Raw genomic sequence first — 4,416 nt, 5'->3', positions numbered from 1 at the left:
ATCCGCTCTCCACTGCCGACGTGTCCCCTCGGGCACGTCACTGATCTTCCTCGCCCAGTCCTTGCTTGCCATCGCCCATACCTCCAGTGATTCCGAGAGGGTGTTGCGACGACCGATTGAATCCACCGACGCTGCCGTGGTCGGAGTGGAAGATCGCGCCGACCAGCGACCCGCGGTCGTGGTGCGCGGCACGGAGGGCGTCTTCGACGAGTTCGGTGCGCATGTGGTCGGCGACTTGCCAGCCCGCGAGCTTCCGGGAGCCGAGATCGATGCAGGACGCGAGGTAGAGGTTCGTGCCGTCGGCGATAGGCAGGTAGGTGATGTCGCCCACGTAGCGGCGGCCGGGGTCGCCGACGGAGAAGTCCCGTCCGATCAGGTCGGGGAAGCGCCTGGCGGACTGGTCCGGGATCGTGGTCTTCACCCGTCGTCGCAACCGGATCCCCGCGAGACGGTGCTCACGCATTACCCGCGCGACGCGCTTGTGATTCACCCGCTCCGCAACGGGCACACCGTCGTTGAGGTCGGCGGTGATCCTGGGCGCCCCGTAGGCGCGGTCGCCACCCTGAGCGGGGTCTTGCAGCACCCGGATCCGCGCCGCCAACACCGCGTCGTCTGTCGCCTTCGCGGCTCGCCGCCCGGCGGAGTCCAGCCAGGCGTAGAACGACGAGCGGGCGACCTCGACGACCTCACACAACCGCTTCACGCCGTAGGCGTCCTTGTGGTCCTCAACAAACTGGAAGCGGTTCACCAGTTCGTCTCCCCGGCGAAATACTTCGCCGCCTGACGGAGGATGTCCCGCTCCGTCTCGAGCTTGCGGGCCTCGGCCTGCAAGGCTGCGAGGTCGGCCTCCAACCGGAGGACCTTCGCCGCCTGCGACTCCGGTCGCCCCGTCGCCCCCTGCGGCGACGCAGCGGCAACCGTGACCCCGGAGCCGAACTTGTCGACCCACTCTTTCAGCGCACCCCGAGAGATCCCGAGATCCCCGGCGATGCCCTTGAGCGTCGAACCCGGCGTGGACTCATACAAGTCCACCGCGCGCTGCCGGAACTCGTCCGTGTAGTTCTTCCTAGCCATCCCTTGGATTCTCGCTTCCCCAGCATCGTGCTGGAATCAGCGTGTCCAAGATCAGGGGTCAAGCGCCGCCCTGCCCTTCTCGGTTTCCCAACCTGTGTCCGGCTTTGCCGACAGCTCGGCTCCTCACGCCTCAGGTAGTGCCCGAGCGCCAGCCCTGCTTGGCGGGCGCCGATCACTAGCACGTCGGTCTCGGCCATGGTGTGGTTTCTCCTCGTTGCGGGCGCGTGGGCGGGCCGTAGTGCGGCTGGTGTGTCAGTAACCGGTGAGGGCCGGGAAGAAGGTCCAGAACACCGAGGCGGCCACGGCCACATAGGCGATGGCCACCAGGGTTCCGGCCCAGCCGGCGGAGAACCGCACCACCGCGGCGTGCGCGGGGATCACGCCGTGGGCGAGGTTGCGCACGGTGAGCAGGATGAACAGCGGGATCATCGCCGCCCACACGATCATGCAGTACAGGCACAGGATGTGGATCTCGAACAACGCCTGGGACCACAGCCAGATGGTGAACACCGTGCCGGCGGTGACCCCGGCCTGCAGGCCGGCCCAGTACCAGCGCCCGGGGCTCGCCCCGGAGAGGGTCACCATGGCGGTGGTGATGACCACGGCGAACGCCACGATGCCGATCAACGGGTTGGGGAAGCCGAACAGCTCGGACTGCCAGGTCCCCATCACCTTCCCGCAAGACACCCAGGGGTTGATGTCACAGCTGGTGATGTACCCGGCATCCTCGTACAGCTCCAGGCGTTCGAGCACCAGGATCGCCGAGGCCACCCAGCCGACCACCCCGGTGATCAACAGCACCAGGCCGAACGGACGGTGCCGGGCGACAGTCGGTATCCCCGCTACGTCGGAGGCCTGCCCGGTACCGGCAGGGCGGTCGGTGGTGGTCGTGGGGATCGTCACGGGTGAATTGGTGTCGGTGTCGGGGACACTCATGGGCCCGGTCAGTCCGTCGTGGCGGCGGCGTCGACCTCGGCGCGGAACTGCTCGAGGGTGTTCAGAGTGAGCATCTGTCCGTCCAGGAAGAAGGTCGGGGTGCCCTGCACGCCCAGCGCGGTCCCGTCGGCCACGTCGGCCTCGATGCGGTCGCGGGTGGCCGGGTCAGCCACCGCGGCATCGTAGGCGGCCATGTCCAGGCCGAGATCCTCGGCGTAACCGCGGAACACCGGGCTCCGGTCCTCAGTGGTATGGCTCCACTGCTCCTGGGTGTCGAACATCTGCTGATACATCGCCTCGTACTGTCCCTGCTGGCCGGCGGCTTCCACGGCTACGGCGGCGGTCATCGAGTTGGGATGTCCGGGCAGCGGGAAGTAGCGGTGCACAAAGGTCACCGTGTCGGCGTACTCGGCGCGCAGTTCTTCCACGACCGGGTAGGCGGCCTTGCAGCCCTCGCACTCGAAGTCCAGGAACTCCACCAGCACGGCCTGCTCGTTCGGGGCCTTGGACAGTACCCGGCTGTCTGGGCGCATCACCGGCGTGGCCTCCGAGGGGGCGCTCTGCCCGGTCCCGGAGGAGGCAGTTTGCCCGGAGCCCTGGGGGGCGGCGTCGCGGGGGCCGCTGGCGGCCACCACTCCGACGATCAGCCCGGCCAGCACCACAGCGGCCAGTACGACCCAGACGATGGTCTTGGCCTTGCGGGATGTGGTGCCCGGTGTTGACGGATCAGAGGGGGTCGGATTGCGGGTCGGTGTGCTCACGAAGGGATCCGTTTCGGTCGGTGGCGACGGCACCGTGCCGTCGGGGTGGGAATGAGCTGGGGCTGGGATGCAGGGGTGGGTCAGGGGTGGAGGGTCTCAGTGTGGGGGTGGGTGGCCGGTTCGATTTGGAAGGTGGAGTGTTCGATGGGTACTTGGAAATCCTGGGCCACGCACCGTTGCAGGTCGGTCAGCACAGTGCCCAGGTGCGCGGCGGTCAGGCAGCCGTTGTGCACGGTGACGTGCGCGGAGAGCACGGGGGTGTCGGAGTCGATGCGTGAAGCGTGCAGGTCATGGACCTCCAGCACGTGCGGCAGCTCCGATAGCCGGATGCGGACCGCCTCCAGGTCCAAGCCCTTGGGGGTGGTCTCCATGAGTACGTCGATGGTGTCGCGAAGCAGGATCAGGGCTCTGGGCACGATCAGTGCGGCGATCAACAGGGACACCACCGCATCGGCGCGATTCCAGCCGGTGGTGGCGATCACGATCGCCGAAACGATCACTGCGACCGATCCCAGGGCGTCGTTGAGTACCTCCAGGAACGCGGCCTTCATGTTCAGGTTCTGCCCCCGGGCCGAGGCCAGGATCGCCAGCCCGATGAGGTTGCCGGCCAGCCCGATCACCCCGAACCAGAACATGGTGGTGGATTCGACCTCGGGCGGGGCCAGGAGCCGGCGCACGCCCTCCACGGCCACGAAACCGCCCACGGCCAGCAGCACCGCCGCCTGCGCGGCCGCGGCGATGATCTCGGCCCGCTGGTACCCCCAGGTGCGCTTGTCCGTGGCCGGGCGCAGCGCCAGGGACGCCGCGATCAGGGCGATCAGCAACCCGGCTGAGTCAGTAAACATGTGCCCGGCGTCGGCCAGCAGGGCCAGACTGCCCGAAGCCAGCGCGCCGATGACCTCGGCGACCATGATCGTCGCGGTGATGGAGAAGACCACGGCCAGCCGGCCCCGCCGGCCCGCCGCCGGAAGAGCATGGGAATGATCGTGTCCGCTCATACCAGGGTCTCTTCCACTCGATGAATCATCAGCTGAACGTCACCATCCTGTCCGGCGATACTGAAGGCACGCTCAATGCGCACAGCAGGCGCAATCCGCCCCGCAGCCATCGCCGTCCTTCTCGTTCTGGTCCCCGGCGATCAGCGCGGAGGCGGGGGTGCAGCAGGCATCCCCGCGCCAGGCCTCCACCCGGGCCTTGGCCCTTGATCGTGGACACGGTGTCGGTTCGGTTATGCCGCTTCCGCAAGCGTAGCGGAGCGTGCGGCTTCGTAGGCGTTCGGGCTGATGTTGCCGATCGCGGAGTGGCGCCGGCGAGTGTTGTAGCGGTTCGCCCACCGGAACACGGCCCGGTAGGCGGTGGCCTGGTCCGGGAACGCTGACCGGCCGGCGAGGAGTTCGCGCTTGAGCGTGGCGTTGAAGCTTTCCGCGAGTGAGTTGTCGGCACTCGTGCCGACCGCGCCCGTGGACTGGGTCACGCCCAGCTGCTCGCAGAGCGCGGCGTAGGCCTTCGAGGTGTAGACGGCGGGTTCAACCGGTCGTTGCAACACCGTGCGTTGAGAGCGAGCGTAGCTGCTCGGCGAAGACCTCCGCGGGAGTCTTCCAGTCCAGGACCTTCCTGGGCCTGTTGTTCAGCGTGTACGCGACTG

Annotated in this window: 3 protein-coding genes and 3 pseudogenes; all 6 read right to left on the bottom strand. The window is 67.9% G+C overall.

The features are described 5' to 3' along the window. Positions 1–73: 73 nt before the first annotated feature. Positions 74–1,074 (bottom strand): annotated as a pseudogene (locus tag MF605_RS11750) (IS3 family transposase); the annotation flags it as partial. A gap of 252 nt (positions 1,075–1,326) precedes the next feature. Beyond that, positions 1,327–1,977, bottom strand: a complete 651-nt coding sequence (locus MF605_RS11745; RefSeq protein ID WP_020624358.1) for a vitamin K epoxide reductase family protein — start codon at positions 1,975–1,977, stop codon at positions 1,327–1,329. A gap of 41 nt (positions 1,978–2,018) precedes the next feature. Next, a complete protein-coding gene (locus tag MF605_RS11740; protein WP_036317487.1) occupies positions 2,019–2,771 on the bottom strand; it encodes a DsbA family protein in 753 nt (250 codons plus the stop codon). Between the two features lie 80 nt (positions 2,772–2,851). Beyond that, on the bottom strand, positions 2,852–3,769 hold the full coding sequence (locus MF605_RS11735; protein ID WP_044658555.1) for a cation diffusion facilitator family transporter: 918 nt from the start codon (positions 3,767–3,769) through the stop codon (positions 2,852–2,854). A 230-nt stretch (positions 3,770–3,999) separates the two neighbouring features. Beyond that, a pseudogene (locus tag MF605_RS11730) lies at positions 4,000–4,293 on the bottom strand (transposase); the annotation flags it as partial. A 4-nt stretch (positions 4,294–4,297) separates the two neighbouring features. Beyond that, a pseudogene (locus tag MF605_RS11725) lies at positions 4,298–4,416 on the bottom strand (IS30 family transposase); the annotation flags it as partial.

It is taken from the genome of Micrococcus luteus (assembly GCF_022664405.1).
Taxonomy (GTDB): domain Bacteria; phylum Actinomycetota; class Actinomycetes; order Actinomycetales; family Micrococcaceae; genus Micrococcus; species Micrococcus luteus.
The sequence above is the reverse complement of the archived record's forward strand: the minus strand, read 5'-3'. Positions and strand labels throughout refer to the sequence as shown.